This window comes from Embleya sp. NPDC127516 (assembly GCF_044765325.1).
Classification (GTDB): domain Bacteria; phylum Actinomycetota; class Actinomycetes; order Streptomycetales; family Streptomycetaceae; genus Embleya.
In genome coordinates this window covers 274209-301142 of record NZ_JBIWJT010000006.1, presented here as the reverse complement: position 1 = coordinate 301142, position 26934 = coordinate 274209, and the positions used below count along the sequence as shown (strand labels likewise).

Genomic DNA, 26934 nt, shown 5'->3' with positions numbered 1-26934 from the left:
ACACAGTCGATTCAATTTTGCAATGACCCCAAAATTTGAGTGCCACCATGAAGGCTAGGATGGCGGTATGACGGAGTCGGAACCCGCCGAGGGCCTGCGTGAACGCAAGAAGCGCCGGACCCGCACGCACATCTCGGACGTCGCGACGGGCCTGTTCCTGGAGCGCGGGTTCGACGCGGTGACCATCGCCCAGATCGCCGAGCTGGCCGAGGTGTCGGTGAACACCGTCTACAACTACTTCCCGGCCAAGGAGGACCTGTTCTTCGACCGCGAGGCCGAGGCGGTGGACCGACTGGCCCGCATCGTGCGCGAGCGCGAACCGGGCGAATCGGCCACGCGCGCGGTGCTCGGCGCGCTGCGCCGCGACATCGAGACACACTCCCCGTACGCGGGCCTGGTCGAGGGCTACGAGCGGTTCGCCCGGGTCATGCACGAGTCGCCGGCGCTGATGGCCCGGCTGTGGCGGATGCAGCAACTGGGCGCGGACGCGCTCGCGCTGACCCTGGCCGAGGAGGCGGGCGCCGCGCCGGGCGACCCGGTGCCGGCGCTGATCGCGGGCCAACTGGCCGGGATCCAGCAGGCGGTCTTTCGCGACATCGGTCGACGGATCGCCGCCGGGGGCGGCCCGGAGCCGGCGGTGGAGTACGCGCTGGCGCAACTGGACGCGGTCGAATCGCTGCTCGGGGCCCAGGTGTTGGGCTACGCGGTCCGCGCGCGGGATTCGGCCGGGCCGGTCCCGGCGACGGGGTGTGCCGGCGGCGGCGTCGGGGAGGAGCATGACATCGGCGGCGACGGGGCGATCGATCCGCGATGATCTGCGTGGTCGGCGCCGCCGGGCTCGGCCGACGGATGCTCGGCCGTCACAGGCCAGACAACAGGAGAACCGTGTGACCTCACCAAATGCTTCCGACCGACGCGGACCGCTCGTGTACGTGGGTGCGTACACCCCCGACATGGAGGGTCGCGGCACCGGCATCACGGTGTGCCGACAGGACCCGGCGACCGGGCTGCTCGGCACGCCGTCCGCGGTGATCCCCGCGATCTCGCCGTCGTACCTGGCCCGGCACCCCTCGGGTCGCTTCCTGTACGCGGTGAGCGAGCGCGGCGGCGAGGGCGCGGTCGGCGCGTACTCGGTGCAGGACGAACGGCTGGTGCCGTTGGGCGAGGTGTCCACGCTCGGCGCGGGGCCGTGTCACCTCGCGGCCGATCCCACCGGGCGGTTCATGGTGGTGGCCAACTACGGCGGCGGCAGCGTCACCGTGCACCCGATCGCCGACGACGGCACGCTGGGCGAGGCGGCGACGCACGTACGGCTGACCGGATCCGGGCCGGTGCGCGACCGGCAGGCGTCCTCGCACGCGCACCAGGTGACCTTCGCGGCCGGCGGCGAGTGGCTCGTGGTCTGCGACCTGGGCTCGGACACCGTGTACCACCTGCGCTTCGACGCCGAGGCGGGCACCATCGCCGAGGGTCCGAAGGTGACCCTGCCGCCCGGCACCGGGCCCCGGAACATCGCCTACGGGCCCAACGATCTCGCGTGGCTGGCGGGGGAGTTGAACGCGACGGTCACGCCGCTGCGCAGCGACCCGCGCACGGGCGCGCTCACCGTCGCGGGCAAGCCGTTCGAGCTCTCCGCGGGCGAGGGCGCGCCGTCCGGGATCGTCGCGGCGGCGGACGGGCGCTTCGTGTACGTGGCGAACCGGGGGCCGGACACCGTGTCGGTGCTCGCCGTGGACGGTGCGGAGTCGACCCTGGTCGAAGAGGTGCCGACGGGCGGTGCCTGGCCGCGGGACCTGGCGCTGGTGGGCGACGTGCTCTACGTGGCGAACCAGCGCGGCGACACGGTCACCGGGTTCCGCCGCGACCCGGAGTCGGGACGGCTCACGGCGCTGGGTGTCGCGCTCGGGACCGGGAGCCCGACGAGCGTGCTGGTCTAGCCGCTCACGAGACGATCCCGTACGCCGGACGGACCGAGCTCTCGGCCCGTCCGGCGCGCGGACCCGACTACAGGCCCAGGGACTTGACCGCCGCGACCAGGGGGGCCAGGTCGGAGCGCTGTTCGGCGTCCGCGAGGGATTCGCGCAGCGCCTTGTCGTGGGTGGGGCGCGCGGCGCCGAGTAGATCGCAGCCGGTCGTGGTGACCTCGGTGTAGATGCCCCGACGGTCGGTGTCGCACAGGTAGCGCGAGAGCAGGCCGCGCTCCTCCAGGCGGGTGACCAGGCGCGTGGTGGCGCTCTGGCTCAGCACCACCGCGTCCGAGAGTTCGTTCATCCGCAGGTGGTAGCCGTCCTGCCGGTTCAACACGTCCAGGACCGAGAACTCGCGCACGCTCAGGTCGTGTTCGGCCTGGAGCGCGCGCTCGATGTGCGCCTCGATCCGATTGTGCAGCGCCGCGAGCGCGCACCAGCCCTGCGCGAGCGGCGGTTCGACGGCCTGCCTTTGTTGTCCCATGCGCTCAGGATACCCCCGAAGCGAAATAGCCCGCGTTTGCATTGATCGGCGTCTGCAAATATTGTCGACGCTTGTAGTCATCGGGAACGCGGCGTTCGCGCCTGCCGTCCGCGCCGGCTCCGCACCGGCTCGTTCCCACCACTCGCAGCACTCCTCGAAAGGGGTACTCCGTGCCTCTCGCACTGCTGGCCCTCGCCATCGGGGCCTTCGGCATCGGGACCACCGAATTCGTCATCCTCGGCCTGTTGCCCGAGGTCGCGGGCACCTTCGACGTCTCGATCACCACCGCCGGGCTCCTGGTCAGCGGCTACGCGGTCGGTGTGCTCGTGGGCGCCCCGCTGATGACCGTCCTGGGCACCCGGGTCTCGCGCAAGCGCATGCTGATCCTGCTGATGGCGCTGTTCGTGCTGGGCAACGCGCTGACCGCGCTGGCCCCCGCGTTCGGGGTGATCATGCTCGGGCGCGTGGTCGCCTCCTTCACCCACGGCGCGTTCTTCGGGATCGGCTCGGTGGTGGCCGCCGACCTGGTCGCACCGGAGAAGAAGGCCGCCGCGATCTCCACCATGTTCGCCGGCCTGACCCTGGCCAACGTGCTCGGTGTGCCGCTGGGCACGCTGATCGGCCAGTCGGTGAGCTGGCGGCTGACCTTCCTGCTGGTCGCCGCGCTCGGCGTACTGGGCGCGGTGGGCATCGCCCGGCTGGTCCCCGAGCAGCCCAAGCCCGAAGGTGTGCACCTGCGGCACGAACTCGCGGTGTTCCGCAACGCGCAGGTGCTGCTCGCGATGGGCATGACGGTGCTCGGCTTCGGCGGCGTGTTCGCCGCGCTGACCTACGTCAAGCCGATGATGACCGACGTCGCGGGGTTCTCCGAGGGCGCGGTCACCTGGCTGCTCGCGGTGGTCGGCCTGGGCATGCTGGTCGGCAACTGGGTCGGCGGCCGGCTGGCCGACCGACACCTGATGCCGTTGCTGTACGGCTCGCTGCTCGCGCTCGCGGGCGTGCTGGCGCTGTTCACCGTGACCGCGCACGACAAGGCAGCGTCGGTGATCACGCTGTTCCTGATCGGCGCGCTCGGCTTCGCCACCGTGCCGCCGCTGCAGAAGCGGGTGATGGACAACGCCGCCGGCGCGCCGACGCTGGCCGCCGCGGTCAACATCGGCGCGTTCAACCTCGGCAACGCGATCGCCGCGTGGCTGGGCGGCCTGGTGATCGACGCGGGCCACGGCTACGAGTCGGCGAACTGGGTCGGTGCCGGTCTGGCGCTGGGCGCACTGGCCCTGGCGGTGGTGGCACACGGCCTGGAACGGCGTGCGCCGACCCGCTCGCGCGTGCCGGCCGCGCACGTCCCCGGTGTGCGGACCGCGCTCAGCGGGCAGAGCGGGCAGGGTGACTCCGTCGTCGCGGATCGAGCGGCCGAGCGACCCGCTCGACTCCCCGGTTGACGCGCACCGCGCACCCCCGCCCCCACCCCCGCACCCCGCCCCCTGACGAAGGACGATTCGAACCATGAGCGCCACCCCCGTGCCCGACATCACCCTGAACAACGGCGTCACCATCCCGCAGCTCGGCTTCGGGGTCTTCCAGGTCGAGAACGACGAGGCCGGCGAGGCCGTGGCGACCGCCCTGGAGGTGGGCTACCGGAGCATCGACACCGCCGCGGTCTACGGCAACGAGGCGGGCGTCGGGCGGGCCCTGGCCGCCTCCTCGGTGCCGCGCGAGGAGGTGTTCGTGACGACGAAATTGTGGAACACCGCCCAGGGATACGACTCGACCCTGGTCGCGTTCGACGAGAGCGTGGGCAAGCTCGGCCTGGACTACGTGGACCTGTACCTGATCCACTGGCCGACCCCGAACCGGGACCGCTACCTGGACACGTGGCGGGCGTTCGAGAAGCTGCTCTCCGACGGCCGGGTGCGCGCGATCGGCGTGTCCAACTTCCAGCCCGACCACCTGACCCGACTGCTCGAACACACCGCCCTGTTGCCCGCGGTCAACCAGGTCGAGCTGCACCCCTACCTCCAGCAGGGCAAGGTGCGCGGCTACGACCGGGCGCACGGGATCGCGACCGAGGCGTGGAGCCCGCTGGGCCAGGGCGGCGACCTGCTCGAGGACCCGGTGATCGCCGAGGTCGCCGGCGCGCACGGCAAGTCGGCCGCCCAGGTGGTGCTGCGCTGGCACCTGCAACTGGGGAACATCGTGATCCCCAAGTCGGTCACGCCCTCGCGGATCCGGGAGAACTTCGAGGTGTTCGACTTCGAGCTGACCGCGGACGAGCTGACCGCGATCAACGCCCTGGACCGGGGCGGGCGGATGGGACCGGACCCGGACACCCTCAACTGAGCCGCGGCTCAGCGGCGTTCCGGCTCCACCAGTGCCGGGTGCGCGGGATGGTCGTAACGCACCAGCAGGTCGGCCTCGGTCGCGGGCGCGATCTCCTCGGCGTAGCGGGCCAGCGCCGGCAGTGTCCACGCCTGCTCGTCGGGAGTGCGCCGGCGCAGCGCGCCCGGGGACAACCACAGGTGCACGCTCAGGTCCAACGGCAGCCCCTTGCCCAGCAGCAGCGGCCCGTCCAGGAGCAACACCCCGCCCTCGGGCAGCGTGGTGTACGCGGCCCGGGTGGCCCGGTCCCGGGCCGCGTCCCACAGGCTCGGCAGGACCCGACCGGTACCGCCCGCACCCAGCGGGTCCAACACCTCCCGGCGCAACCCGGCGTCGTCCAGCCAGCCCCACAGGTAGGACTCCGCGTCGGTGTGCCCGTACTCCAGGCGCACCGACGCGGGGCGCAGGAAGTCGCGGGCCCGCACCCGCAACACCGGCCGGCCGAGCAGCCGCAGCGGGTCGACCAGCGCGTCGGCCAGGACGCCGGGTTCGGCCGCGTCCGCGCCGTCGACGGCGACCCGCGTCCACGGGCGGTCGCCCGCGCGACGGGTGATCGCGTCGACGAGTTCGTCCACCAGGCCGGCCGGAGTGACCGGTCGCGCGCTCACCATCGGCGGACCCGCCGCGGCCCGTTCGGTTCGATCATGGTCACATTCTCGGCCGACCCGGGTGCGCGCCCTCAGTCGCCCCGCGGCTCGCGCTCGAGCGTCGCGTCGACGGTGATCCAGTCCGGCGGCATGTACGGGGGCGTCTTCCAGAAGATGTCCAGTCGGACGATCAGGCCCTCGTCGTTCAGTTCGAGGTAGTTCGCGAACCGCATCACCAGCAGGTCGTCCTCGGGGGCCGGGCGGATCGACTCGACCGCCTCGTTGAACGCGTACCGGCCGTCCTCGCTGAGGAAGGTGAACCGGGAGCGCAGTTCGTGCTGCGCCATGCGGCCGGTGACGGTGGAGACGAAGCGCAGGTAGGCCTCCTTGCCCTCACAGGTGTCCTCGGCGTTGTCGCGCATCCCCACACGTACGAAGTCGTCGGCGAGCGTGGACGCCACCAGGTCCCAGTCGTGCGTGTCCACGCCCTGCCAGAAGTTCTCGACGGTGCGCCTGCGGGCTTCCAGGTCGTGCTGTTTCTCGGTCATGGGCGGACGGTAGTGCGGGTCGTGATCGAGATCCAGAGATATCTGACGGTCCGTCAGTACGAAAGGGGCTACCCGACGGGCAGCGCCGGCATCCGCGGCGCCGGTACGTCGGGCATCTGCACGTTCGGCGGCGGGACCTCGACGAAGCCGCCGGAGATGCCCTGGTGCACGCCGACCACGGCGGGTCGCAGTTCGCCCAGGACGAAGTCCTCGTCGACCTGCCCGAACCGGCTGGTCTCGCTGGTCAGGGTGTCCGCGCGGCCGTCCGCGAGCGCGGGCGCGGCAGCCGCGAGCGCGAGCAGGCCGGCGGTCGCGGCGGTGGCGAGGAGTGTGGTGACGCGCATGGGATCTCCGTTGGTCGGTGCCCGTACGCGGTGTGCGTACGGGCACCAGCGAACGGAACCCGATGCTCCAGGTGGGGGAACCTCACTCGAACGAGGGCGTGTCGCGGGCCGTGGCCCGCCCGGTCACCCGCGCGGCGGCGTCACCAGGCCGGCCGCGAGCACGCCGGCGGACAACGCGCGCGAGTCGCCGGAGCGCGCGTACACGTCCACCGCGGTGTCCACGAGCTTGATCACGTGTTCGTCGCCGTGCGCGTGCGCGAGGTCCATCGCGTCGACCGGATCGCCGGCCGGCGCGGGCGTGCCGGGCGCGTCCTCGCGGGCCATGTACACCGCGAAGACCGCGCCGGCGGTGGCCCACGCGGCCTGGTACGAGGGGATCCACAACTCGGGCGGCAGCGCGGGCAACACGCGCAGCACCGCACTGGGGGCGGTCACGCCGTGCACGTTCATCACCGCGTTGCCGTGTCCTCGACGCAGGTAGCGCAGGGTGGCCGCGTGCACCGTGTCGGCGAGCAGCGCGCGGGCCTCCTCGGGGGTGCCGGCCGGGCGCACCGACAGGGTCGCGGTCAGCCACTCGTCCCAGCCGGCCAGGAAGGTCAGCCGCCGGCTGATGTGGTCCTTCTCGCCCACCGGCAGCGGCGGCACCGCGTCCAGCGCCTCGAACGGCGTGCGGCCCCCCGCGAGCCGCGGCAGTTCGGGCAGGGCCAGGTTGCTCGAGGCGAAGTACGCCATCGCATGCGCGAACTCGGCGAGCCGGACCGGGCTCTCGCCCGCGTCCAGCAGCGCGCGGACCGCGTGTCCGACCCGGATCACACCGTGCGTGGCGCCGCCGGGCAGCCCCGGGAGCAGTCGCGGCCACCACAGCGCGAGCACCTCGCGCCACGGCCGTTCGGCGATCTCGTCGACGAACAGCGCGATCCAGTCCCCGTCGCGGGCGTGGTCGCCCAGCGCCTCACGCCACGCGTCCTTGGCGATCCGCTCGGTCGGGCGGGTCGGCGGTTCCAGCCGACGGGTGTAAACGTCCAGCCAAGCGGGCACGGCTTCCCACTGGCCCGAGTGCACGAGCGCCTCGACGGCCATCGGTCCGTGATTGGACAACTTGTCGTCGAACTCGGAACCGGTGCGATGCAGACGTTCGAACGCTTCGTCCAAGGTTTCGGCGGCCTGCTGATGCATCGTCGACTCCTTCGGTGTGTTTCGAGTGGACCGGGGGGCTCCGGTTAGGACAGTTAAGTCTTGCCTAACTTGCCCGACCTCCGGCGAGAAGCATAGGGTCGAGTACGTCACCGCAACCACTGCGCAGGAGGAACTCCCGTGGCCGACACGGTCTACACGCTCCCCGACCTCACCTACGACTACGCCGCCCTGGAGCCGCACATCAGCGGCGCCATCATGGAGCTGCACCACGACAAGCACCACGCTGCGTATGTGACCGGCGCCAACACCGCCCTCGAGCAGATCGCCGAGGCGCGTGACAAGGAGGCCTACGGCACCATCTCCAAGCTGGAGAAGGACCTGGCCTTCCACGTCTCGGGTCACGTGCTGCACAGCCTGTTCTGGACCAACCTCGGCCCGACCGGCAACGGCGAGCCCACCGGTGACCTCGCCGAGCAGATCGGTGTCGACTTCGGCGGCTTCGAGCAGTTCCGCGCGCACATGACGCAGACCGCGATGACCGTGCAGGGCTCGGGCTGGTCCGTCGCCGCGTGGGAGCCGCTCTCGCAGCGCATCGTGGTCACCCAGGTCTACGACCACCAGGGCAACATCCCGCAGGGCACCGTGCCGCTGCTGGCGATCGACGCGTGGGAGCACGCCTTCTACCTCCAGTACAAGAACGTGAAGGCGGACTTCTTCAAGGCCGTGTGGAACGTCTTCAACTGGGACGACGTCGCGACCCGCCTCGCCGCCGCCAAGGGCGCCTGAGGAACGGCGTTCGGTCCAGGGTCGCGCGGGTGTTCCCCGTGCGGCCCTGTCCGACGTCGGCGAGCGTGCCGGCGCCGCCGGCACGCGTGGGAGTACGCACTCGGGGACTCGGGGTGGACGAGAGGGGCGAGCGGTGACCGAGCAGGACGCGTTCGCACTGTTGCCCGAGACCCGGCGCGAGATATTGCGGCGCCTCAAGGGCGCGGGCGAACTGCGCGCGGAGGAATTGGCCGACGCGGTCGGGATGACCGCGAGCGGCATGCGCCAGCAACTGGCCGGACTGGTCGCCGAGGGCTACGTGACGCACCGGCAGGTCCGACTCGGACCGGGCCGGCCCAAGCACGTGTACCGGCTGACCGCGGCCGGTGAGAATCTGTTCCCCCGGCGCTACGGCGACCTGGTGGGAGACCTCCTGGAGACCGCGCAGGCCGAGGAACCGGGTTTCGTGGACCGGCTGTTCGACCGCCGACGCGAGCGGCGCCTGGACCGGGCCCGGGCCCGGACGACCGCGCCGGAGCTGGCCGACCGGGTGGCCGCGATAGCCGCGATCCTGGACGAGGACGGCTACCTGGCCGCCGCGGAGCCGTTGCCGGACGGCGGCGGATGGCTGATCGTCGAGCAGAACTGCGCGATCTTCGACGTGGCGGTGCGGTGCGGCACCGCGTGCTCCTCGGAACTGGCCTTCCTGCGGGAGGCGTTGCCGGACACCGAGGTGCGGCGGGTCAGCCACATGGTGGCGGGTGCGCCGCATTGCGCGTACGAGATCCGTCCGGTCGAGTAGCGGGCGAGTTCGGTCGATCGGGGCACGGCGGGCTCTCGACGCCCTTCGGTTGCGGCTCTCGGTCGGTTCTCGGTCGCCACTCCCGGTTGTCCCTCGGCCGGCCCTCGATCGCAGCTCTCGGGCGCCTTCGGGTGCTGGCCTCGGTTGGCCCGATCCTTGCGGTGATTGGCTGTCCGGCCGGTAGGTGGGCGGTCGTCGGATCGGCACGCTGGGAGCGCGTCGCCGATCGCCGGCGGCCGAGGCGGGGCCGACCCGTCGAGAGGGTGAGGAGCACGGCCATGACCGAGACCACCGACGCGCCGCGGATGCGGGCGATCAGCCAGGACGTCGCCGGCGGGCCGGATGTGTTGCGGCTGGTCGAGGTGGCTCGGCCGGAGCCGGGAGCGACCGAGGTGCTCGTGCGGGTACAGGCCACGAGCGTGAATCCGGCCGACTGGAAGACCCGCGAGCGGGGTGTGTTCCGAGACGGCACCGAGCCGCCGTTCACCCTCGGCTTCGACGTCGCCGGGGTGGTCGAGGCGGTCGGCGCGGGGGTGACCGTACTCGCCCCGGGCGACGAGGTGTTCGGCATGCCGCGTTTCCCGCACCCGGCCGGCGCGTACGCCGAGTACGTCACCGCGCCCGCCCGGCACTTCGCGCTCCGTCCGGCCGGTCTGGACCCGGTACGGGCCGCGGCGCTGCCGCTCGCGGCGCTGACCGCGTGGCAGGCGCTGGTGGACACCGCGCATCTGCGGTCCGGGCAGCGGGTGCTGATCCACGCGGCGGCCGGCGGCGTCGGGCACCTGGCCGCCCAGATCGCCAAGGCGTGCGGCGCGTACGTGCTGGGCACCGCGAGCGCGGCCAAGCACGAGTTCCTGCGCGGGCTGGGTGTGGACGAGCCGATCGACTACACCCGGGTGGACTTCGCCGAGACGGTGCGGGACGTGGACGTGGTGCTGGATCCGATCGGCGGCGCGTACGCGGCGCGTTCGTTGGCGACCCTGCGCACGGGCGGCACGCTGGTCTCGATCGTGCCGCCGGACGACACGTTCCCGGTCGCGCGGGCCCGGGAAGCAGGCGTGCGGGCGGTGTTCATGCTGGTCGAACCGGACCTCGCGGGGCTGCGCGAGATCGCCGCGCTGGTGGCCGCGGGTCGGCTGCGGGTCGAGGTCGCCGCGACATTGCCGCTGGCCGACGCGGCGAAGGCGCACGAACTCGGCGAGCGAGGGCGCACAGTCGGGAAGATCGTGCTGACGGTGGCCGACTGATCCGCGTGCCGAGGTCGGGTCAGCGGCCCGTCGGGGTGTCCTCGGCGAGTCGTGCGCGCAGGGTGGGCTTGCTGACCTTGCCGGTGCCGGTGACCGGGAGGGCGTCGGTGAATACGACGCGCCGCGGGACCTTGAAGCCCGCCAGGTGTGCGCGGCACAGGTCGACGAGGGTGTCGGGATCGATCGAGCGTCCCGACACCGGGACGACGACCGCGACCACGCGCTCGCCCCACCGGGTGTCCGGTTCGCCGACCACCGCGACGTCGCGGACGTCCGGGTGCGCGCGCAGCACCGCCTCCACCTCGCGTGCGCTGACGTTCTCGCCGCCGGTGATGATCACGTCCTTCTTGCGGTCCAGGACGTACAGGTAGCCCTCGGCGTCGAGCCGGCCCAGGTCGCCGGTGCGGAACCAGCCGTTCGCGAATTCGCCGGTGTCCGTCTGCCAGTAACCGTCCGCGACCTGCTCGGACCGGACCGAGATCTCGCCGGTGGCGCCGGTCGGCAGCGGCCGGCCGGCGTCGTCGACGATCCGGATCTTCACGCCCGGGCCGGGTCGACCGGCGGCGGCGAACAGCTCGGGCCGGTGGTCGGCGGCGCTCAGGAACACCGCGTTGCCGGAGAGTTCGGTCATGCCGTATCCCTGGCCCAGAGCGCAGCCGAGCAGGCGGTCCACCCGGCGGATCAGCTCGGGGGTGATCGGCGAGGCGCCGTAGCTGATCGCGCGGATCCGCTCGCGCAGCCCGTCGCCGGTGCGGACGTGATCCAGCAGGGCGTCGATCATGGTCGGCGCCAGCGACAGGTTGGTGACGTCGAACTCGCTGACCACCGAAGCCAGTTCGGCCGGGTCCCAGCGGTGCAGGACAACCACCGGGCGGCGCGCGATGTGGTGGGCGGGTACCTGGTAGCCGGCCACGTGGGCGAGCGGGAAGGGGGTCAGCACGACGGTGTCGGACTCGACCGGTCGGCATGCGAGCGAGCCGCGCATCGCCGCGATCAGGCTGCGGTGGGTCAGCCGCACACCCTTGGGCCGGCCGGTGGTGCCCGAGGTGAACAGCAGCCACGTCAGTGCGGTCTCGTCGCCGGCGGCGGTGAACTCGGCCCCGTCCGTGGCGGTGTCCGCGACGGCTTCGCCCAGTTCCAGGGTCGAGCCCTCGGGCCGGTCGAGCCGGGCGGTCAGGTCGGCGTCGCCGAGCAGCAGTTCCGCGCCCGAGCGGGCCAACTGGTCGGCCCACTCGCGCGGGTGCAGCCGGGGATTGAGCGGGACCAGCACCCGGCCGGCCCATGGGACGCCGTAGTAGGCGGCCACATACTCGGCCCGATTGTGCGCGAGGATCCCGACCCGGGCACCGGGTGAGGTCCGCCGCGCGACGCGGGCGGCGAGCGCGCGGGAGCGGTCGGCCAGCTCGGCGAATGTCCACACGGTGTGCGCGCCGGCGGGCGCGTGGGAGGTGGGCGCGCCGGATGCGCCGGGCGTGCGGGGGGTGTGCGCGGGGACGATCAGGGCGATGCGATCGGGCACCTCCCGAGCCGCGTCGACCAGGATCTCGTGCAGCAGCATCGGGCCTCCCTCGTTCTCGCGGGGACGCTATCGCAGGCGCGGAGCCGGAACTCGAACGGGTGACCGGGCGATGGGCGTGCCGATCGGGCATGTCGCCCGCCCGGACGTCGCGAATGCGGCAGGATCGGTGGGGTTCGGCCGCGTTCGGCGCGGTCGCCGTCGACTCGGAGGGGCACGCTCGATGAGCACTACGCACCAGGCCGCCAACGCCGATCGCTTCGCGGAGTTCCGGGCCCTGCACCAGGCCGAGGCACCGCTGCTGTTGCCCAACGCGTGGGACCACGCCACCGCGGCCGCGCTGGTCGAGCGCGGGTTCGCGGCGATCGGGACGACGAGCCTGGGGGTGGCGATCGCGGCCGGCAAGCCGGACGGCGTCGGCGGGACGCGGGAGGAGACGGTACGCCTCGGGGTGGGCATCGCGCGGCTGCCGGTGCCGGTCAGCGTCGACATCGAGGGCGGCTTCGCCGAGCGCCCGGAGCACGTCGCGGCGTTGGGCGTCGAGCTGGTGCGGGCCGGGGTGGCCGGCGTCAATATCGAGGACGGGCGGGCCGACGGCTCGCTGACCGACGCGGACCACCAGGTCGCGGTGATCGCCGCACTCAAGGAGGCCGCACCGACGCTGTTCGTCAACGCGCGCACCGACACGTACTGGGCAGGCGGTCCGGGCGCCTCGCTCGACGAGACGACGCGGCGGATCCGGGCGTACCGGGCGGCGGGCGCGGACGGCGTGTTCGTACCCGGGCTCCAGGACGAGGCCGCGATCGAGACCCTGGTGGGCGCCACCGACGCGCCGCTGAACATCCTGTACAGCCCGACCGGCCTGTCCCGGGCCCGGCTCGCGAAGCTGGGGGTGCGGCGGATCAGCACGGGTTCGCTGCTGTTCCGGGTCGCGGTGCAAAGCGCGGTGGATCTGGCCTGGGCGGTCGCGCACGACGAGGAGGCGGCACCCGCCGGTGCGCCGACGTACGCGCAGGCGCAGGCGATGTCGGAGGTCTATCGGGCCGACTGAGCGCTCGGCCGGGGCGGGCCGGCCGATCGCGGAGTGCGTGGGTCGCGGGCGGTGGACGTCATACTGCTGGTCGGCGGGCCGGGAGCGGCCCGGCTCGACCCGGCAGGCCCGATCGTGAAAGACCTGATCTCGATGACGCTGCACGTTCCGCCGTCCACCACCCCGGATTTCCAGGCCTTTTGGCAGGAACGACACCTGTGCCTGCTGGTCACCCACCGTCCCGACGGCACGCCGCACCTGGTGCCGGTCGGCGCCACGTACGACCACGTGTCCGGGATCGCGCGGGTCATCTCGGACGGCGCGAGCAGGAAGGTCCGCAACGTGCTGGCGGCGGGTCCGGGTGCCCGGGTCGCGATCTCCCAGGTGGACGGGAGGCGCTGGTCCACGCTCGAGGGCGGCGCGAGGATCGCCGGTGACGCCGAGGCCGTCGCCGAGGCGGTCCGGCGGTACACCGAGCGCTATCGGGAGCCGCGGGTGAATCCGAATCGTGTGGTGATCGAGATCGTGGTGACGAGGCGGATGGGGACGGTGTAGCTCGCACACGCATCGGGGCGCCCGGCCGTCGGGGCGTAGCCTGCCGGGGAGTGCGGACGTGCCGATGGAGTGCGGACGTACCGATCCGAACGGGGATGCACCGATGATTCAGGTTGCCGTGGTCACCTTCGACGGCTTCAACGAACTGGACAGCTTCGTGGCGGCGGCCATCGTCAACCGCTGCCGCAAGGACGGCCTGACGGCGTACATCACCACGCCCGCCCCGACCGTCACCTCGATGAACGGCGTCGAGATCACCGGGCAACGCCCGCTCGACTTCATCCCCGAAGCCGACGTCGTGCTGATCGGCAGTGGCATCAGGACGCGTGACGTGGTCGCCGACGACGCGCTCCTCGCGGCGCTGCCCCTGGACCCGACCCGTCAGCTCATCGGCTCCCAGTGCTCGGGCGCCCTGGTCCTGGCCCGCCTCGGCCTGCTGACCGACCTGCCCGCCTGTACGGACGCGACCTCCCGCCCCTGGGTCGAGGCGGCCGGAGTCGAGGTCCTGGACGCCCCGTTCCACGCGTCCGGCAACATCGCCACGGCCGGCGGCTGCCTGGCCTCCCAATACCTGGGCGCCTGGGCCATCACCCGCACCCTGGGCGAGTCCCACGCCCGCGCCGCAATCGACTACGTGGCGCCCGTCGGCGAAAAACAGACCACGGTCGACCACATCTTCACCGTCCTCACCGCAGCCGAACCCCTGACCACCACCTGACGGCCCCCGCGCCCCGAGCGCGGTCGGCCACGCTCCCGCGCCCCGCGCGTAGTCGGCCGTCGTGCCGCGCTCGCCCTGCGGGCACCCAGCCGCGCTCGGGCGACTCGCGCGTTCCGGCGACCCACGCGTGGTCTGCCTCCGGGCCGGCCCCGCGCGTGCCCAGCCGCGCCCCGCGACTCGCGCGTAGTCGGCCACCGGGCCGCGACCCGTGCGTGCGTACCTTGCCGCTCCTGCCGCCGCGCCCGTCCCCGGCGGCCCGTTCCCGCCCCGCCTGTCCCGGGCCCGTCCGTCCCCGGCCCGTGCGTCCTCGCTCGCTTGTCCTCGACTCGCGCGTCCGGCCCGTCCGACCTCGATTCGGTCGTCTCGGGCCGCCCGTTCCCGAGCACTGGTTCCGGCCCGCGCGTGGCCGCCCGGCCATCCCCGATCCCTTGTCCCGGTTCGCTCTTCCCCGGTCCGTGCGCCCCGGGCCGTCTGACCGCGACCGCCCCTCCCGCCCAGCGGCCCGCCCGGTTTCGACTTCCGCGCCTCCAACCGCTCGTCCCCGATTTTTGCCCGGCCCGGGCTCGCGCGTGGTCGGGTGCGCGTCCTCGCTCTGCGCGACCCACCCAGCCCGACCCCGGCCGCGCGTTCCCGATTGATCGACCCCGGCCGCGACCCGTGTGCTCGGCCGACCGGACCCGACCCGTGCCCGCTCCCCGCGTTCCCCGCGTCCGCCGCGTTCGCCGCGTTCGCCGCGTTCGCCGCGTTCGCCGCGTTCGCCGCGTTCGCCGCGTTCGCCGCGTCCGCCGCGTTCCCCGCGTCCGCCGCGTCCGCCGCGTCCGCCGTGTTCCCCGTGTTCGCCGTGTTCGCCGCGTCCGCCGTGTTCCCCGTGTTCGCCGCGTTCGCCGCGTCCGCCGCGTCCGCGGTCTCCGTGCATACCAGGTATGGGTGGGTGGGGTTTGGGGGAGTCGGGACAAATGCTTGGGGGTGATCTTGTGGGGTCGGGGGATTGGGGTGGGTGCCGGGGGCGGGCGAGGGTGGGGCGTATGGACTTGGATCTCGATGAGTTGACGGCGAAGGCATTGCGGCGGGAAGTACCCTCCCGGGACGAGGCGTTGGCCGTTCTGGGCGGAGCGCACGAGGTACTGGACGTGGTGGCCGCCGGGGCACGCGTGCGCCGGCACTTCTTCGGCCGGCGGGTGAAGCTGAACACGATCATCAACATGAAGAGCGGGCTGTGCCCGGAGGATTGCTCGTACTGCTCACAACGGCTCGGGTCGGCGGCGGAGATCCTCAAGTACTCGTGGATCACCCCGGAGGAGGCCGCCAGGACGGCCGATCAGGCGGTTCAGGCGGGGGCGAAGCGGGTGTGCCTGGTGGCCAGCGGGCGAGGGCCCGGCAACCGGGACATCACCCGGATCGAGGACACCATCGCCGCGGTCAAGGAGGGCAGCCCGGACGTGGAGATCTGCGTCTGCCTGGGTCTGCTCGCCGACGGCCAGGCCGAACGCCTCGCTGCGGCCGGGGCGCACGCGTACAGCCACAACCTCAACACGAGTGAGGCGCGGTACTCCGACATCTGCTCCACGCACACCTTCACCGATCGCACGGACACCCTCCGACGCGCCGGTACGGCGGGTCTGTCGCCGTGTTCCGGGGCCATCTTCGGGATGGGTGAGTCGGATTCCGATATCGTCGATCTGGCCTTCGCGCTGCGCGAGTTGGATCCGGATTCGGTTCCGGTGAACTTCCTCATCCCGTTCAAGGGCACGCCGCTGGCGGAGAACTGGGAGCTGACCCCCGAGCGTTGCCTGCGCATCCTGGCGTTGTTCCGCTTCTTCTTCCCCGATGTCGAGGTGCGGTTGGCGGGTGGACGGGAGATCCATCTGCGGAGCATGCAGCCGCTCGCGCTGCATCTGGCCAACTCGATGTTCCTGGGCGACTACCTGACCAGCGAGGGCCAACCGGGCGCGGACGACCGGCAGATGATCGCCGACGCGGGCTTCGTGATCGAAGGTGCCGACGAGCAGACCCTGCCGGACGCCCGGCACGACCTGGTGGCGATCCGCCGCCGGGGCGCGGGCAGCGACCTTCCGCCGAACGCGTGAGGGCCGACAGCGGGGGCGGCCCGGACGCGATGGCGGGCGTCGGTGGGCAGGCCGCATCGGGGACCGAGTACCCGGACCCGGCGCCGAACCGAGCCGGGCGGGCGGACCTGACCCCCGGTGAACTGCTCGACCTCGACCGTGAACACGTGTGGCATCCGTACGCGCCGATGCCCGGCACCGGACGCCCGCTGCTCGTCGAGTCGGCTGCGGGAGTTCGCCTGCGGTTGGCCGAACCGGTGGGTGGCGTCGGCGAGTTGGTGGACGGCATGTCGTCGTGGTGGGCGGCCGTGCACGGCTACGCGCATCCGGTGATCGACGCGGCGATCCGCGAGCAGATGGGGCGCATGAGTCACGTCATGTTCGGCGGCCTCACCCACGAGCCCGCGATTCGACTGGCACGCACCCTGGTCGAGATCACCCCGGAGCCGCTGCGGCACGTCTTCCTGGCCGACTCCGGATCCATCTCGGTGGAGGTCGCGATGAAGATGTGCCTCCAGTACTGGCGGGCCCGAGGTCGCGGCGACAAGCGGCGCCTGCTCACGTGGCGCGGCGGGTACCACGGCGACACGTGGCATCCGATGTCGGTGTGCGACCCGGAGGGCGGGATGCACCGGTTGTGGCAGGGGAGGTTGGCCGAGCAGGTGTTCGCCGACGCCCCGCCGAGCGGGTTCGACCCGGCCTACGTCGAGCACCTGGACGCGCTGCTGACCCGTCACCGGGACGAGGTCGCGGCGGTGATCGTCGAGCCGATCGTGCAGAACGCGGGTGGCATGCGCTTCCATCCCCCGGAGTACCTGCGCGCGCTGCGCGACCTGTGCACCGCCCACGACGTGCTGCTGATCTTCGACGAGATCGCCACCGGATTCGGCCGCACGGGCGAGCTGTTCGCCGCCGACCACGCCGGCGTCAGCCCCGATGTGATGTGCCTCGGCAAGGCGTTGACCGGCGGCTACCTGAGCATGGCCGCGACGTTGTGTACGGAGGAGGTGGCGGCCGGCATCGCCGCCGGCGAGTCCCCGGTCCTGGCCCACGGGCCCACCTTCATGGGCAACCCGCTGGCCGCCGCGGCCGCGAACGCCGCGCTGGGCCTGCTGCTCGACCAGGACTGGCGGGCGAACGTCGGCCGCATCGAAGCCGGTCTCGCCGAGGGCCTGGCCCCGGCCCGCGCGCTCCCGAGGGTCGCGGACGTGCGGGTCCTGGGTGCCATCGGCGTCGTCCAGCTCGACCATGAGGTCGACATGGCGACGGCTACCCGGGTGGCGGTCGAACACGGCGTCTGGCTCCGGCCGTTCCGCGATCTCGTCTACACGATGCCGCCGTACATCACCTCGGACGCCGACCTGCGACGGATCACCGCCGCCGCCACCGCCGTTGCCGCGGTGGCCTGATCCGATCCCGATCCCGATTCCGAGCGCGTGCGGGGCATCCACGTCCCAGGCCCCACCGGGTCGCCCCGCACGCGCGACCCACCCCGCGCGGATCGGCAGGTGCCCATCGAGCCTACGAGCCGGTTCCCCTCGGTGGCCGCACCGCGTGCCAGTCGTGGGTGTCGGTCAGGTTGGCGTCCGCCTGCCGGGCGGCCTCGACCGGGTCGCGCTCGCGCAGCGCCCGCAACAGATCCTCGTGGCCGCCCGGATTCGCGCCCTGGTAGTCGGGGTCGGTCCAGGAACCGGCCACCGACTCGCGCACCGGCCCGGACAGGTTCCGGTACAGCTCGGCCAGCAGGGGATTGTGCGCCGCGTCGGCAACACCGAGATGGAACTCCCAGTCGGCGGCCAGCCACGCCTCGAAGTCGCGCTCGTCCCACGCGGCCCGGCGCCGGCGCAGCGCGCCCTGGAGCACGGTCAGGTCGGCCTCCTCGGCGCGGATCGCGGCGAGTCGGGCGGCCTGGAGGTCGAGCGCCTGGCGCACCTCCAGGACCTGCCCGATGTCGCTGCCGCCGTACAGCCGCTCGACGGCGCCGGAAAGCTCGCTGACCGCGCGCACGTAGGTGCCGTCGCCCTGGCGCACGTCGAGCAGGCCCGCGTGCGCGAGTGCGCGGACCGCCTCGCGGACCGTGCCCCGGGCCACCTGGAGTCGGGTCATCAACTCCGGCTCGGGCGGGATGCGGCTGCCCACCGGCCAGTCGCCGGAGGTGATGCGCTCCCGCAGCCGGGCGATCACCTCGGCGGACAGCGCCGGTCGGCGCACCGATTCGAGGCTGCTCATCGGGCGGGCTCCTGACCTGGGACGTCGACGCGACCTGCGACGTCGAACCGAAACAGGACCAGGATACATCCGATGATCGGACGTCACTCGATGTCAACTCTCCGTCACCTAGACAGGATTCATCAGACGTCTTACCTTTGATCCATGACTTCCGCAGCCTCCGTAGCCGCCGGCGCGCCCCTGGCTTCGACCACCGATCCGGCCGGTCGTACCCGTGCCGCGTGGCTGGCCGGCGTGGGCATCGTGCTGATCGCGTTCAACCTGCGGCTGGGCATCAGCAGCGCCGCCGCGCTCCTGGAGGCGCTGCGCGACACGCTCGGCTTCGGCTCGGTGACCGCGTCGCTGCTGCCGACCCTGCCGACATTGTGCTTCGCCGCCGCCGGGCTGACCGCGGCACCGCTGGCCCGCCGGTTCGGCACCGAACGAGCGGTCCTGGTGGCGCTGTTCGCGCTGGCCGCCGGGCTGGGCATCCGGGTCGTGCCGACCACCTGGGCGCTGCTGACCGGAACCGTACTGGGCATGTCCGGCCTGGCCGTGGGCAACGTGTTGCTGCCCGCGTTGCTGCGCGCGCACTACCCGCACCGCGTGTCGGTGCTGACCGGGGTGTACACCACGGTGATGGCGCTGGGCGCGACGCTGGCCGCCGCGATCGCGGTGCCGGTGGCGGACGGCCTGGACTCGCCGTCGCTGGGGCTCGCGGTGTGGGCGCTGCCGGCCGTCGCCGCGCTGCTGGTGTGGTCGCTGGTCCGGGCGCCGCACGCGCTCACCGCCGAGGCCGGCCCCGCAGCGTACGTGTCGCCGTGGACGATGGCGCGCACCCGGCTGGGCCGACTGGTCACGGCCTACTTCGCGCTCCAGGCGCTGAACTGCTATGCCCTGGTCGGCTGGTTGCCGACGCTGCTCTCGGACGAGGGGATGAGCAGCGGCAAGGCGGGCGCGATGCTCGCGATCACCCAGGGGGCGGGCATCCCGGCGACCTTCGCGCTGCTCGCGTTCGTGCGGGCCACCGGGCGGCTGCGGCCCGCGTTCGTGGTGGTGTCGGTGAGCATGCTGATCGGCTTCGTCGGCCTGCTCGTGGCCCCCGTCGCGCTGCCCGCGGTCTGGGCGGCGGCGGTCGGCCTGGGCTTTTGCTCGTTCCCGCTGGTGCTTTCCGTGATCGGCGGCAGCGGCACCGGCGCCGCCGAGACGACCGCGCTGTCCACGCTGGCCCAGTCCCTGGGCTACGCGGTCGCCGCGACCGGCCCGTTCGCACTGGGCCTGATGCACGGCGCCACCGGCGGCTGGACGGTGCCGATGGCCGCACTCGTGGTCACCGCCGTCGGCCAACTCCTGGTCGGCCTGGTCCTGTCCGGCAACCGCGGCGCGCACGCCGCGCCCGAACCGGCGCCACGATCCGCCCGATCCGCCGGCTGACCGCGGAACCGCAGGAAGCGCGCGGATGCCCGAGGTACGCGACCTCGGGCACCCGCGTGGCGGGTTCGGCCGATCTAGAGGATCTCCGCCGCCGGCTGGGCGAACTGCGAGGCGTACAGCCGCGCGTACGCCCCCTCGGCCGCCAACAGCGTCTCGTGCGTGCCCTGTTCGACGATCGAGCCGGACTCCATCACCAGGATCACGTCCGCGTCCCGGATCGTGGACAACCGGTGGGCGATCACGAAGCTGGTCCGGCCCCGGCGCAGCGAGTTCATCGCCTTCTGGATCAGCACCTCGGTGCGGGTGTCCACCGAACTGGTCGCCTCGTCCAGCACCAGGATCTGCGGTTCGGTCAGGAACGCCCGTGCGATGGTGAGCAGTTGCTTCTCGCCCGCGCTGAGGTTGCCGGCCTCGTCGTCGAGCACGGTGTCGTACCCGTCCGGCAGGGTGCGCACGAAGCGGTCGGCGTGGGTGGCCCGGGCCGCCGCGACCACCTGCTCGCGCGAGACGTCGCCGACGCCGTACGCGATGTTGTCCGCGATCGTGCCGCCGATCAGCCAGGTGTCCTGGAGCACCATGCCGATCGGGGCGCGCAGATCCTCGCGGGCCATCGTGGCGATGTCCACGCCGTCCACGGTGATCCGACCGCCGGTCACCTCGTAGAACCGCATCAGCAGGTTGACCAGGGTGGTCTTGCCCGCGCCGGTGGGACCGACGATGGCCACCGTCTGGCCCGGGTGCACCTCCAGGTCCAGGTCCTCGATCAGCGGCTTGGCCGGGTCGTACCGGAACGAGACGCCCTCGAAGGCGACGTGCCCGGTCACCTTCTCGATCCGGGCGGGCGGCTCCGGGTCGGGGGACTGCTCCTTGGCGTCGAGCAGCGCGAACACCCGCTCGGCCGAGGCGACGCCGGACTGGAGCAGGTTGGCCATCGAGGCGACCTGCGTGACCGGACCGTTGAACTCGTACGAGTACTGGATGAACGCCTGGATGTCGCCGAGCGTCATCGCGCCGGAGGACACCCGCAGGCCGCCGATCACCGCGATCAGCACGTAGTTGAGGTTGCCGACGAAGGCCATCGCGGGCTGGATCAGGCCGGAGATGAACTGCGCCTTGAAACCGGCCGCGTACAGCGCCTCGTTGTGCTTGTCGAAGACCTCGGCGGACTCCTTCTGCCGACCGAACACCTTCACCAGCGCGTGTCCGGTGTACATCTCCTCGATGTGCGCGTTGAGCTTGCCGGTACTGGACCACTGCTTGACGAACTGCGGCTGTGCGCGCTTGCCGATCAGCATCGTGACCAGGATCGAGGTGGGCACGCTGATCAGCGCGACGAGCGCGAGCAGCGGCGAGATCCAGAACATCATCACCAGCACACCGACGATGGTCAGCACCGAGCGCACGATCTGGCCCATCGCCTGCTGGAGGGTCTGCGCGATGTTGTCGATGTCGTTGGTGGTGCGCGAGAGCACCTCGCCGCGCGGCTGCTTGTCGAAGTAGTTCAGCGGCAGCCGGGACAGTTTGGTCTCGGCTTCCTCGCGCAGCCGGTAGGTGGTGCGCTGGACGATCGTCGCGGTCAGCCGGCCCTGCACGAAGGCGAACAGCACCGAGCCGACCACGACCGCGAAGGTGGCCAGCAGGATGGTCCGCACGTGCCCGAAGTCGATGCCGTCGCCGGCGACGCCGGTGAAGATCGCGTCGGTGGCCTTGCCGAGCAGCCGCGGGGTGAGCACGGCGAGGCCGACGCCCGCTATGCCGCACATGAGCAGGGCGTACAGCCGGGCGCGCTCGGGGGCCATCATGCCCAGCAGGCGGCGACCGGACGCCTTGAAGTGCATCGACTTCTCGGTCGGCGCGCCGCCCATCATCCGCGCGGCCGGTCCGCCGCCGGGCGGCGGACCGGGGCGGCGTTGCGGGACGGCGGCCTCGGTCGAGTCGCCGGATTCGGTGGTCTCCTCGGTGGTGGTCACGCCGCCTCCTCCTCGGTGAGCTGGGACAGCACGATCTCGCGGTAGGTGTCGTTGCCGGCCATCAACTCGCGGTGCGTGCCGGTGCCGACCACGCGGCCCTCGTCGAGTACCACGATCCGGTCCGCGTGCCGGATGGTGGCCACGCGCTGCGCGACGATCACCACGGTGGCCTCGGCGGTCTCCTCGACCAACGCCGCGCGCAACGCCGCGTCGGTGGAGTAGTCGAGTGCGGAGAACGAGTCGTCGAACAGGTAGATCTCCGGCTTGACCACCAACAGCCGGGCGATGGCCAGGCGTTGTCGCTGGCCGCCGGAGACGTTGCCGCCGCCCTGGGCGATCGGCGCGTCCAGTTGCTCGGGCAGTGCCTCGACGAACGCGCGGGCCTGTGCGATCTCCAGGGCCCGCCACAGGTCCTCGTCGGTGGCGTCCGGGTTCCCGTAGCGCAGGTTGGAGGCGATGGTGCCGGAGAACAGGTACGGCTTCTGCGGCACCAGCCCCACCGTGCGGGACAACAGCGCGGGGTCCAACTCGCGGGTGTCCACGCCGCCGACCAGGACCGCGCCGCCGGTCACGTCGAGCAGGCGCGGGATCAGGCTCAGCAGCGTGGTCTTGCCGGCGCCGGTGCTGCCGATCACCGCGGTGGTCTCACCGGGACGGGCGATCAGGTCGATGCCACGCAGTACCGGCTCCTCGGCGCCGGGGTAGCAAAAGCTCACGTCGCGCAGTTCGAGCCGGCCGTGCGCGTGCAGCGCGGTCACCGGCGCCTCGGCCACGGTCAGGCTGGTCTCGGTGTCCAGCACCTCGGCGATCCGGTCCGCGCAGACCGACGCGCGCGGGATCATCATGGTCATGAAGGTGGCCATCATCACCGACATCAGGATTTGCGCGAGGTAGCTGAGGAAGGCGACCAGCGCGCCGATGTCCATCGAGTCGGCGCCGATCCGGTGGCCGCCGATCCACACGATCACGATCGCCGAGGTCTCCCACACCAGCAGGACCGACGGGTACATGAAGGCCATCAGCCGGCCGAGCGAGAGCGACACGTCGCGGATCTCGGCGTTGGCGTCCGCGTACCTGGCCTGTTCGTGGCCGTCCCGGCCGAACGCGCGGATCACCCGGATCCCGGTGATCTGCTCGCGCATGATCCGGTTCACGTTGTCGATCCGGCCCTGCAGGACGCGGAACAGCGGCGGCATCGCACGCACGATCCAGCCCACGGCCAGGACCAGCGCGGGCACGATGATCAGGAACAACAAGGACATCGGGACGTCCTGGTTGACCGCCATCAGGATGCCGCCGAAGCACATGATCGGCGCGGACACCATCAGGGTCAGCGCGAGCAGGGCCAACATCTGGACCTGCTGCACGTCGTTGGTGGTGCGGGTGATCAAGGATGGCGCGCCGAACTCGCCGACCTCGCGCGCGGAGAAGGTCTGCACCCGGTTGAACACCGCCGCGCGGATGTCGCGCCCCACGCCCATCGCGATCCGCGCGCCGAAGTACACCGCGATCGCCGCGCAGACGATCTGGACCAGGGTCACCCCGATCATCGCGGCGCCGACCCGCAGGATGTAGCCGGTGTCGCCCTTGACCACGCCGTTGTTGATGACGTCGGCGTTGAGGGTGGGCAGATACAGGGTGGCGAGCGTCTGCACGAGTTGCAGCAGCACCACCAAGGCGATCGGTTTGGCGTACGGGCGCAGGTGCGCGCGCAGCAGGCGGATCAGCACGAGGTCCTCTTCGGGTCGGAGGAGTACAGCCGACCTGGGGCACGAGCCGTACACGGGCGCGGGGTGGGCCCCGTGCGGGGCACCGGACCCGGGTGCGGGTCGAGGGCGCGGCGCCGAGGCGGATTCCGTCCTCGACCGTAGTGCCCATCGATGGGGTGGTCGATCGGATTGTGCCGACCGGTCGGTCGATGCCGCGCCGAGTCGGCGGCTGCGATCGAAGAGGTGTGCATGGTGGTTCTCCCCGAGTGCGATCCAAGGTGGCGAACACGGCCCGTCGGCGGTGGTTCGGGCGGCGTAAGAACACCCTAGAATTTCAAGTTGACTTGAGGTCAAGGTCGACGATCCGGACGTGTCGATGCCCTCGGACCGTCGACGACCCGTTCGGAACCGTACACAGCGAAACGGCCCGTCCACCCCGAGGGGTGGACGGGCCGTTTCGGTGCGAGTCGCGAAACGTCAGTCGATCGCGACGAACGAGTTCGTGGAGTGCCACACGGCGAAGTCGCCGCCGTGGTGGCCGCAGCCGTCCGAGAACTTCACGCCGGAGCTGGTGTGGTGACCGACCACGAGGCCGTCGTCGTGGTCGCCCGCCTGAGCGGTGCCGGCACCGGCGAAGGCGAAGAGCGCGGCGCCGGCAACGGCGATCAGCGAGGTACGGAGGCGCATTGTCATCTCCCATGAAATGTGGGTGAGCGGGACGTAAATCCTGATATCCACAAAATCACAGCAATATGGGTAAGTTCGCCCATTAGGGGCGTGTCGTGCGCTCGTTACGACCCGTTCGGCCCGTCGTCACTGGTGCACGAGGGTGAGCCAGTGCGCGTACCGCTCGTCCGTGCCGGTGATCGCCGCGGTGTAGGCGTCCTGGATCTTCCGGGTGATCGGCCCGGTGGCTACCTCGCGGTCGTCCAGCGAGGCCACCGCGACCACGCCCGCGGCCGTGCCGCAGACCATGATCTCCTCGGCGGTGTACAGATCCGAGCGGAGCAGGTTCTCGGTACGGACCGCCAGACCCAGATCCGCGGCCAGGGTGAGCACGGTGTCCTGGGTGATCCCGCGCAGCGCGCCGGCGCTCGGCGGCGGGGTGAACAGCACGCCGTCGCGCACCGCGAAGACGTTGGCCGCGCTGCACTCGCTGACGTAGCCGTCCGCGTTGAGCAGCAGCGCCTCGTCGTAGCCCGCCCGCAGCGCCGCGGTCTTGGCCAGCGCCGCGTTGAGGTAGCCCGCGGTGGCCTTGGCCGCGGGCGGCAGCGCGTTGGGGTCGTTGCGCCGCCACGAACTGGTGGCCAGGCGGATGCCGCGCTCGGCCGGCGCGTCGCCGAGGTAGGCGTGCCACTCCCACCCGGCGATGCTCACCTCGACCGCCATCTCGGGCCGCAGGGCCGGACCCATCTCGCCGTAGCCGATGTGCGCGAGATGGCGCAGGTAGCACTCGGAGTGCCCGTTGGCCGCGATCAGTTCCAGCGTCGCGGCGCGCAGTGTGGGCAGGTCGTAGGGCAGTTCGAAGCCCACGATGTGGGCGCTCTCGCGGAACCGCCGCAGGTGGTCGTCGAGCCGGAACACCGCGGGGCCGCGCGGGGTGAGGTGGGCCCGGGTGCCCTCCAGTACGCCGGTGCCGTAGTGCAGTCCGTGACTGAGGACGTGCACCTTCGCGTCCGCCCACGGCACGAGCGTGCCGCCCATCCAGATCCGGTCCGCTTCGGTCAGTGCCATTGCTGCTCCCGCCCTCGTGCGCTCGTGCGTGGTCGCCTTCGGCCGCGGGCGCCGTGCGGCGCCGCCGTCGGGCGTGCTCGACAAGTGGATCACCGAGAGACACTTCGATGGGCCACTTGATGAGTGGCACATTAGCCCGATCGCTATTGGTCCACTAGTGCCGATCCGCCATCCGGACACGCCCGAGCCGCCCCTCGGCGCGGGCCGGGGGTGCGGGCCGGGGTGCGGGCGGGCGGCTTACCGGACAAGGGAGTTCATCACCGCCCGGAACGGACCCGGGCCCGCCCTGGTGCGGCACTAGCGGACCCGACGGGCCTCGCGCCAGGCCGCGGACAGGAGTTCGACGGCCTGGGACAGCACCGGTTCGGGCCACGCGAAGCTCAGGCGGATGTGCTCGGCGGCGGTGTCCGGGTCCGGCGCGAAGACGGCGCCGGGGGAGACCGCGACGCCGTGGCGAAGGGCGCCGGCGACGAAGTCCTCGCCGTCCACGCCGGGCAACCGGGCCCACAGGGACAGGCCGCCGCTTGGCAGGGTCCACTCCCACTCGGGCAGGTGCCGGGTGAGTTCGGCGGCGAAGTGGTCCCGGCGGGCGGCGAGCGTGTCGGCCCAAGCGCGGACCCGCCTCGGCCGGTCGGGGTCGCGCAGCAGGTGGATCGCGAGTTGCTGGTCCAGCGTGGAACAGGCCAGGTCGGTACGCTGCTTGGCCTCGATCAGCAGGGTCCGCACGGAGGTCGGCGCAGCCACCCAACCCAGCCGCAGACCGCCCCACGTGGTCTTGGACAGCGAACCCAGGCACACCGTGCGCTCGGGCAGGTGTTCGGCCGCCGAGGCGACCGGCCCGTCGGCGAGCTCGGCGAGGGTGCGGTCCTCCACCAGCAGCGCGCCCTCCTCGGCGGCCACCCGGGCGACCGCCTTCGCCCGCCGGGCCGAGACCATGGCTCCGGTCGGGTTGTGCACGGGCAGCGAGAACGCGTACGCGGGTCGATGCCGGCGGATCGCCGCCCGCAACTCGTCCGGATCGAAGCCGTGCCGATCGCCCGGCACCGGGATCGCCTCGGCGCCGAAGCGGTACGCCGCGGCGAGCATCCCGGGATAGGTGGTCGGCTCGACCAGGATCCGGTCGCCGGGCGCGAGCAGCGCGTCGGCGACCAGGTGGATCGCCTGCTGTGCGCCCGAGGTCACCACGATGTCCTCCGCGCCGAACCCCGCGGGCAACGCGTGCGCCGCGACCAGCGCGCGCAGTCGCGGGTCGCCGGCCGGCGCGTACCCGTCCTGTGGTCGGGCGTCGAGCAGGTCCTCCACGCGCAGCGCGGTGTCCGGCAGCAGCGAGGCGTCGGGTACGACCGCCTTGGCCAAGTCGACCACGATGGCGCCCTCGCGCAGCCAGCGGGAGAAGGTCGGCCGACCGCCGGGACGCACGTACGAGCCGCTGCCGTGGCGCCGTTCGACCAGGCCGATCCGGTTCAGCGAGAGGTAGGCCGAGGCGACCGTGCCGCGACTGAGCCCGAGCGCCTCGGCGAGCGCGCGCTCGGACGGCAGCCGGGTCTCGGCGAGCAGGTCGCCGCCCTCCACCAACTCGCGCAGCGCGTCGAACAGCCGCTCGCCGCGCGAGCGGCGCTCGTTGCGCCGGGGGCGCCCCATGCGCTCGGCGACCACGACCGCGAACTGCTCGACCTCCACGACCACTCCCTCGACCCACGTTCCGTCGGATGGCTCGACGATATGGGGTCGCGC

At 72.1% G+C, this 26934-nt stretch carries 26 protein-coding genes; 14 read left to right on the top strand and 12 right to left on the bottom strand.

Annotated features, from left to right (window positions below; all coding sequences use genetic code 11):
- The first annotated feature begins 67 nt into the window (after positions 1-67).
- Entirely contained in the window at positions 68-814 is a 747-nt protein-coding gene (locus ACIRL2_RS14470; RefSeq protein WP_395865651.1) for a TetR/AcrR family transcriptional regulator, read from the top strand.
- A gap of 73 nt (positions 815-887) precedes the next feature.
- Positions 888-1937, top strand: a complete 1050-nt coding sequence (locus ACIRL2_RS14465; protein WP_402232240.1) for a lactonase family protein — start codon at positions 888-890, stop codon at positions 1935-1937.
- Between the two features lie 67 nt (positions 1938-2004).
- Here the strand turns inward: ACIRL2_RS14465 and ACIRL2_RS14460 are convergent, their stop codons facing one another.
- Entirely contained in the window at positions 2005-2451 is a 447-nt protein-coding gene (locus tag ACIRL2_RS14460; protein ID WP_395865647.1) for a MarR family winged helix-turn-helix transcriptional regulator, read from the bottom strand.
- 170 nt (positions 2452-2621) lie between these two features.
- On the opposite strand from ACIRL2_RS14460, the gene ACIRL2_RS14455 reads away from it, so the two are divergent.
- A complete protein-coding gene (locus ACIRL2_RS14455; protein ID WP_402232238.1) occupies positions 2622-3893 on the top strand; it encodes an MFS transporter in 1272 nt (423 codons plus the stop codon).
- Between the two features lie 64 nt (positions 3894-3957).
- Positions 3958-4791, top strand: coding sequence for an aldo/keto reductase (locus ACIRL2_RS14450; RefSeq protein WP_395865642.1), 834 nt, complete (start codon positions 3958-3960; stop codon positions 4789-4791).
- A gap of 8 nt (positions 4792-4799) precedes the next feature.
- On the opposite strand, the gene ACIRL2_RS14445 is transcribed toward ACIRL2_RS14450, so the two are convergent.
- From ACIRL2_RS14445 to ACIRL2_RS14430, 4 genes are all read right to left on the bottom strand, one after another.
- Positions 4800-5441, bottom strand: a complete 642-nt coding sequence (locus tag ACIRL2_RS14445) for a uridine kinase (protein ID WP_395865640.1) — start codon at positions 5439-5441, stop codon at positions 4800-4802.
- A 68-nt stretch (positions 5442-5509) separates the two neighbouring features.
- Complete coding sequence (locus ACIRL2_RS14440) at positions 5510-5965, bottom strand: nuclear transport factor 2 family protein (RefSeq protein ID WP_395865639.1); 456 nt, start codon at positions 5963-5965, stop codon at positions 5510-5512.
- Positions 5966-6033: 68 nt separating this feature from the next.
- A complete protein-coding gene (locus ACIRL2_RS14435) occupies positions 6034-6309 on the bottom strand; it encodes a hypothetical protein (RefSeq protein WP_402232236.1) in 276 nt (91 codons plus the stop codon).
- A gap of 123 nt (positions 6310-6432) precedes the next feature.
- On the bottom strand, positions 6433-7485 hold the full coding sequence (locus ACIRL2_RS14430) for a hypothetical protein (RefSeq protein WP_395865635.1): 1053 nt from the start codon (positions 7483-7485) through the stop codon (positions 6433-6435).
- A 138-nt stretch (positions 7486-7623) separates the two neighbouring features.
- Here ACIRL2_RS14430 and ACIRL2_RS14425 point away from each other — a divergent pair, with 138 nt between their 5' ends.
- The 3 genes from ACIRL2_RS14425 (at position 7624) to ACIRL2_RS14415 (ending at position 10260) form a co-directional block, all read left to right on the top strand.
- A complete protein-coding gene (locus tag ACIRL2_RS14425; protein ID WP_020549884.1) occupies positions 7624-8232 on the top strand; it encodes a superoxide dismutase in 609 nt (202 codons plus the stop codon).
- Positions 8233-8365: 133 nt separating this feature from the next.
- Positions 8366-9013, top strand: coding sequence for a helix-turn-helix transcriptional regulator (locus tag ACIRL2_RS14420; RefSeq protein WP_395865633.1), 648 nt, complete (start codon positions 8366-8368; stop codon positions 9011-9013).
- Between the two features lie 278 nt (positions 9014-9291).
- Entirely contained in the window at positions 9292-10260 is a 969-nt protein-coding gene (locus ACIRL2_RS14415) for an NADP-dependent oxidoreductase (RefSeq protein WP_402232233.1), read from the top strand.
- A gap of 19 nt (positions 10261-10279) precedes the next feature.
- On the opposite strand, the gene ACIRL2_RS14410 is transcribed toward ACIRL2_RS14415, so the two are convergent.
- Positions 10280-11818, bottom strand: a complete 1539-nt coding sequence (locus ACIRL2_RS14410) for a class I adenylate-forming enzyme family protein (protein WP_402232231.1) — start codon at positions 11816-11818, stop codon at positions 10280-10282.
- A 181-nt stretch (positions 11819-11999) separates the two neighbouring features.
- Between ACIRL2_RS14410 and ACIRL2_RS14405 the strand changes: the two genes are divergently transcribed.
- The 6 genes from ACIRL2_RS14405 (at position 12000) to ACIRL2_RS14380 (ending at position 17554) form a co-directional block, all read left to right on the top strand.
- Positions 12000-12827: an isocitrate lyase/phosphoenolpyruvate mutase family protein gene (locus ACIRL2_RS14405; RefSeq protein ID WP_395865626.1), complete on the top strand. Its 828-nt coding sequence runs from the start codon at positions 12000-12002 to the stop codon at positions 12825-12827.
- A 132-nt stretch (positions 12828-12959) separates the two neighbouring features.
- Complete coding sequence (locus ACIRL2_RS14400; RefSeq protein ID WP_395865915.1) at positions 12960-13361, top strand: pyridoxamine 5'-phosphate oxidase family protein; 402 nt, start codon at positions 12960-12962, stop codon at positions 13359-13361.
- Between the two features lie 103 nt (positions 13362-13464).
- Positions 13465-14079: a DJ-1/PfpI family protein gene (locus tag ACIRL2_RS14395; RefSeq protein WP_395865624.1), complete on the top strand. Its 615-nt coding sequence runs from the start codon at positions 13465-13467 to the stop codon at positions 14077-14079.
- 577 nt (positions 14080-14656) lie between these two features.
- The gene (locus ACIRL2_RS14390) at positions 14657-15049 is read left to right on the top strand and encodes a hypothetical protein (RefSeq protein WP_402232229.1); all 393 of its coding nucleotides are present in this window, start codon (positions 14657-14659) and stop codon (positions 15047-15049) included.
- 55 nt (positions 15050-15104) lie between these two features.
- Complete coding sequence (gene bioB / locus ACIRL2_RS14385; protein ID WP_395865622.1) at positions 15105-16166, top strand: biotin synthase BioB; 1062 nt, start codon at positions 15105-15107, stop codon at positions 16164-16166.
- A 167-nt stretch (positions 16167-16333) separates the two neighbouring features.
- Complete coding sequence (locus ACIRL2_RS14380) at positions 16334-17554, top strand: adenosylmethionine--8-amino-7-oxononanoate transaminase (RefSeq protein ID WP_402232382.1); 1221 nt, start codon at positions 16334-16336, stop codon at positions 17552-17554.
- A 112-nt stretch (positions 17555-17666) separates the two neighbouring features.
- On the opposite strand, the gene ACIRL2_RS14375 is transcribed toward ACIRL2_RS14380, so the two are convergent.
- Complete coding sequence (locus tag ACIRL2_RS14375) at positions 17667-18374, bottom strand: FadR/GntR family transcriptional regulator (protein WP_402232227.1); 708 nt, start codon at positions 18372-18374, stop codon at positions 17667-17669.
- A gap of 144 nt (positions 18375-18518) precedes the next feature.
- Here ACIRL2_RS14375 and ACIRL2_RS14370 point away from each other — a divergent pair, with 144 nt between their 5' ends.
- The gene (locus ACIRL2_RS14370) at positions 18519-19787 is read left to right on the top strand and encodes an MFS transporter (protein WP_402232225.1); all 1269 of its coding nucleotides are present in this window, start codon (positions 18519-18521) and stop codon (positions 19785-19787) included.
- 74 nt (positions 19788-19861) lie between these two features.
- Here ACIRL2_RS14370 and ACIRL2_RS14365 read toward each other — a convergent pair whose 3' ends face one another.
- From ACIRL2_RS14365 to ACIRL2_RS14345, 5 genes are all read right to left on the bottom strand, one after another.
- A complete protein-coding gene (locus ACIRL2_RS14365) occupies positions 19862-21757 on the bottom strand; it encodes an ABC transporter ATP-binding protein (RefSeq protein ID WP_395865616.1) in 1896 nt (631 codons plus the stop codon).
- Complete coding sequence (locus tag ACIRL2_RS14360) at positions 21754-23487, bottom strand: ABC transporter ATP-binding protein (protein WP_395865614.1); 1734 nt, start codon at positions 23485-23487, stop codon at positions 21754-21756. The genes ACIRL2_RS14365 and ACIRL2_RS14360 overlap by 4 nt, the downstream gene beginning before the upstream one ends.
- Positions 23488-23943: 456 nt before the next feature.
- Entirely contained in the window at positions 23944-24153 is a 210-nt protein-coding gene (locus ACIRL2_RS14355) for a hypothetical protein (protein ID WP_402232223.1), read from the bottom strand.
- Positions 24154-24279: 126 nt separating this feature from the next.
- Positions 24280-25200: a branched-chain amino acid transaminase gene (locus ACIRL2_RS14350; RefSeq protein WP_395865609.1), complete on the bottom strand. Its 921-nt coding sequence runs from the start codon at positions 25198-25200 to the stop codon at positions 24280-24282.
- Positions 25201-25497: 297 nt separating this feature from the next.
- Positions 25498-26880: a PLP-dependent aminotransferase family protein gene (locus ACIRL2_RS14345; RefSeq protein WP_402232221.1), complete on the bottom strand. Its 1383-nt coding sequence runs from the start codon at positions 26878-26880 to the stop codon at positions 25498-25500.
- Between the last annotated feature and the right edge of the window lie 54 nt (positions 26881-26934).

Excerpts from the sequence above, each read along its gene's own strand:
- ACIRL2_RS14380 (WP_402232382.1), top strand. The coding sequence starts at position 16,334 with ATGCCCGGCACCGGACGCCCGCTGCTCGTCGAGTCGGCTGCGGGAGTT.
- ACIRL2_RS14400 (WP_395865915.1), top strand. The coding sequence starts at position 12,960 with ATGACGCTGCACGTTCCGCCGTCCACCACCCCGGATTTCCAGGCCTTT.
- ACIRL2_RS14375 (WP_402232227.1), bottom strand. The coding sequence starts at position 18,374 with ATGAGCAGCCTCGAATCGGTGCGCCGACCGGCGCTGTCCGCCGAGGTG.
- ACIRL2_RS14350 (WP_395865609.1), bottom strand. The coding sequence starts at position 25,200 with ATGGCACTGACCGAAGCGGACCGGATCTGGATGGGCGGCACGCTCGTG.
- ACIRL2_RS14450 (WP_395865642.1), top strand. The coding sequence starts at position 3,958 with ATGAGCGCCACCCCCGTGCCCGACATCACCCTGAACAACGGCGTCACC.
- ACIRL2_RS14355 (WP_402232223.1), bottom strand. The coding sequence starts at position 24,153 with ATGCGCCTCCGTACCTCGCTGATCGCCGTTGCCGGCGCCGCGCTCTTC.
- ACIRL2_RS14470 (WP_395865651.1), top strand. The coding sequence starts at position 68 with ATGACGGAGTCGGAACCCGCCGAGGGCCTGCGTGAACGCAAGAAGCGC.
- ACIRL2_RS14435 (WP_402232236.1), bottom strand. The coding sequence starts at position 6,309 with ATGCGCGTCACCACACTCCTCGCCACCGCCGCGACCGCCGGCCTGCTC.
- ACIRL2_RS14410 (WP_402232231.1), bottom strand. The coding sequence starts at position 11,818 with ATGCTGCTGCACGAGATCCTGGTCGACGCGGCTCGGGAGGTGCCCGAT.
- ACIRL2_RS14440 (WP_395865639.1), bottom strand. The coding sequence starts at position 5,965 with ATGACCGAGAAACAGCACGACCTGGAAGCCCGCAGGCGCACCGTCGAG.
- ACIRL2_RS14430 (WP_395865635.1), bottom strand. The coding sequence starts at position 7,485 with ATGCATCAGCAGGCCGCCGAAACCTTGGACGAAGCGTTCGAACGTCTG.
- ACIRL2_RS14445 (WP_395865640.1), bottom strand. The coding sequence starts at position 5,441 with ATGGTGAGCGCGCGACCGGTCACTCCGGCCGGCCTGGTGGACGAACTC.
- ACIRL2_RS14460 (WP_395865647.1), bottom strand. The coding sequence starts at position 2,451 with ATGGGACAACAAAGGCAGGCCGTCGAACCGCCGCTCGCGCAGGGCTGG.
- bioB (WP_395865622.1), top strand. The coding sequence starts at position 15,105 with ATGGACTTGGATCTCGATGAGTTGACGGCGAAGGCATTGCGGCGGGAA.
- ACIRL2_RS14405 (WP_395865626.1), top strand. The coding sequence starts at position 12,000 with ATGAGCACTACGCACCAGGCCGCCAACGCCGATCGCTTCGCGGAGTTC.
- ACIRL2_RS14395 (WP_395865624.1), top strand. The coding sequence starts at position 13,465 with ATGATTCAGGTTGCCGTGGTCACCTTCGACGGCTTCAACGAACTGGAC.
- ACIRL2_RS14415 (WP_402232233.1), top strand. The coding sequence starts at position 9,292 with ATGACCGAGACCACCGACGCGCCGCGGATGCGGGCGATCAGCCAGGAC.
- ACIRL2_RS14370 (WP_402232225.1), top strand. The coding sequence starts at position 18,519 with ATGACTTCCGCAGCCTCCGTAGCCGCCGGCGCGCCCCTGGCTTCGACC.